General features: G+C 72.3%; 3 protein-coding genes. 1 reads left to right on the forward strand and 2 read right to left on the reverse strand.

Annotated features, from left to right (window positions below):
* A partial coding sequence (locus N4G66_RS44915) for a DEAD/DEAH box helicase (protein WP_261710112.1) occupies positions 1-1,442 on the reverse strand: 1,442 nt, incomplete at its 3' end.
* 238 nt (positions 1,443-1,680) lie between these two features.
* Complete coding sequence (locus N4G66_RS44920) at positions 1,681-2,541, reverse strand: class I SAM-dependent methyltransferase (protein ID WP_261710113.1); 861 nt, start codon at positions 2,539-2,541, stop codon at positions 1,681-1,683.
* A 317-nt stretch (positions 2,542-2,858) separates the two neighbouring features.
* On the opposite strand from N4G66_RS44920, the gene N4G66_RS44925 reads away from it, so the two are divergent.
* On the forward strand, positions 2,859-3,075 hold a 217-nt coding region (locus tag N4G66_RS44925; RefSeq protein ID WP_261710114.1), incomplete at its 3' end, for a S1 RNA-binding domain-containing protein.

Raw genomic sequence — 3,075 nt, forward strand, 5'->3', positions numbered from 1 at the left:
CCGCGCCGGGCGGTGCGCCAGGCGGCGGCCAGGTCGTCGCCGTACTCGCGCGGGGGCTCCTCGCTCAGCAGGGCGACCACGTCGGCGGCCCGCGCCACGCCCACCACCGGGGTCGCGTCCAGCAGCGCCCGCGCGAGCCGGGGGTGCAGGCCGAGTCGGGACATGCGCACACCGCGTTCCGTGGCCCGCCCCGTGGCGTCGACCGCGCCCACGGCCGACAGGACGGCCCGTGCCGCCGCCATCGCCCCGCCCGGCGGGGGGTCCAGCAGGGCCAGACCCGTCGCCCGCGGATCACCCCAGCAGGCCGCCTGGAGGGCGAACGCCGTCAGATCGGCCACCTTGATCTCGGGGGCCGGGAACCGCGTCAGACGGCCGTCCTCCGCCTCCGTCCAGCACCGGTACACCGCGCCCGGCGCCTCACGTCCGGCCCGCCCCGCCCGCTGCCGTCCGGCCGCCTGCGAGGCCCGTACGGTCGCCAGCGCGCTCAACCCGCGCGCGTGGTCCACCCGCGGCTCCCGCGCCAGGCCGGAGTCCACGACCACCCGCACCCCAGGAACCGTCAGCGACGACTCGGCCACCGACGTCGCGAGGACCACCCGGCGCCGCACACCGGCCGTGAGCACCGCGTCCTGCACGGCCGCCGGAGCCCGCCCGTGCACCTGAAGTACATCGATGTCCCCGAGACCGCCCAGCTGCCCCGCGACCCGCGCGATCTCCCCGACCCCGGGGAGGAAGCACAGGACATCACCCGAGCGCTCGGCCAGCGCCCGCCGCACCGTGGACGCCACATGCGTCAGCAGCGCCGGGTCCACCCGCATTCCGTGCGGCGGCCGTACGGGGCGCGCGGGCGGCGCCCACACCGTCTCCACCGGGTACGAGACACCCTCCGCCTCGACGACCGGCGCGTCGCCCAGCAGCCGTGCCCAGCCCCCGGCGTCCGTCGTCGCGGACGCGGCGACCAGCCGGAGCTCGGGACGGAGCGCTGCCCGTACGTCCAGCAGGAACGCGGCCACCGTGTCGGCGTCCAGATGCCGCTCGTGGCACTCGTCGAGCACGACCACGTCGACGCCCGCCAGCTCCTGGTCCCGCTGCAGCCGCTGGAGCAGAACCCCGGTCGTGACGACCTCCACGCGCGCGCGTGGGCCGACCACCCGTTCCCCGCGCACCGTGAAGCCGACGCTCTGGCCGACCTGCTCGCCCAGCAGCCATGCCATCCGCCGGGCGGCGGCCCGGGCCGCGATCCGCCGCGGCTCGGCCACCACCACCCGGCGTGCCGGACGCCCGTCGTCCAGGAGACCCGCCAGGGCCAACGGCACCAGCGTCGTCTTGCCGGTGCCGGGCGGCGCCACCAGCACCGCGCTGCCGTGCCCCTCCAGGGCGGCGTCCACGGCGGGCAGGGCACCGCGCACGGGCAGTACGTCCAGGGCTTCGTAACGGATCACGCCCCCAGTCTCGTACGAGGACGGAACCTGCCGCGGACGAAGTCCGGGACGGCCTCCACGGGCGTAGGCCACACCGCGCCACACGAAGACGCACGCCACACGAAGACGGACGAAGGGGAGCCGGATCGGCCCCCCTTCGTTTCCAGCCTTCACGCACGTTCACTCACGGCCTGCACGCACGCGTGCGCACGGTGCTTCTTCTTCGGTCTTTCTTCGGACTTCCTCGGGATCCCGTACGTCAGTCCCGTTCGCACACGAAGATCGCCGTGCCCGGAATGAGGTTCCCGCGCAGCGGGGACCAGCCGCCCCACTCCTGGGTGTTCCAGGCGGGCCACTCGGGTTCGACGAGGTCGACCAGGCGGAAGCCGCCGGCCACCACGTCACGCACCCGGTCGCCGGCGGTCCTGTGGTGCTCGACGTAGACCGCGCGGCCCTCGTCGTCCTGTTCCACGTACGGAGTGCGGTCGAAGTAGGACGCGGACACCGTCAGGCCCTCGGGGCCGGGCTCGTCCGGGAACGCCCAGCGGACCGGGTGCGTGACGGAGAAGACGAAACGGCCGCCGGGGCGCAGCACCCGGTGGATCTCCCTCAGTACGAGCACCGGGTCGGCGACGAAGGGCAGCGCGCCGTACGCCGAGCACGCGAGGTCGAAGGAGCCGTCCGCGAACGGCAGCGCGCTCGCGTCCGCCTCCACCAGGGGCACGGTGCCCCCGATGCGCAGGGCGTGCTGGAGCTGGCGGTGGGAGAGGTCCAGGGCCACCGGACGCGCACCCTGCGCGGCCAGCCAGCGCGAGCACTGTGCCGCGCCGGCGCCGATCTCCAGGATGTCCTTGCCCTTGAGGTCCTCCGGAGGGCCGAGCAGCTCGGCCTCCACCTCGTCGAGGCCCTCGGGACACCACACGAATCGGTCGTCGCCGAGGAACGTGCCGTGTTCGATCTGGTAGTCGTCCGCGTTCCGGTCCCACCAGCCCCGATTCGCCCGGGAACTCTCGATGAGGTCCGCATCACGTCGGGTGGCTTCCGGTTCGAACGGTTCGGGCTCTTGGATGATCGGCTCCCTCGTCGTACTCTTCCGTCCAACCCGTCTCGGGCGTGTCACGAAAGAGGCGTCCTACTGCCCGCGTGGCCTTGTGAGACAGGTCTTGTGCCGGGATTGCGGCGATCCGCCCCGGGTGTGCGCCTTCGCGCATTGACCCTGCCCGGCTGCCCCCGTATGCTACAAGTTGCGCTGCGGGCCTGCGCTCCTCAGACGTAGCAGGCTGCGCTCGCATCTGTATGTATGTCCCCTCGGTTTTCGAGGCGCCTCCGGCATTTGTCGGGGCGCTTCCTTGGCTGTCCGGCCTTCTACAGAGCGAAACGGGCTCCCGGCGTAAGCAGTACCTACGACTCACTGTCCGTACCGGAGCCCTTTCCCACATGACGAGCAGCACCGAGACCACCTCTACCACGCCGCAGGTAGCGGTCAACGACATCGGTAACGAGGAAGCATTCCTCGCCGCGATCGACGAGACGATCAAGTACTTCAACGACGGCGACATCGTCGACGGCGTCATCGTGAAGGTCGACCGGGACGAGGTCCTGCTCGACATCGGTTACAAGACCGAAGGTGTCATCCCGAGCCGCGAGCTCTCGA

It is taken from the genome of Streptomyces rhizosphaerihabitans (assembly GCF_025399795.1).
GTDB lineage: Bacteria > Actinomycetota > Actinomycetes > Streptomycetales > Streptomycetaceae > Streptomyces > Streptomyces rhizosphaerihabitans.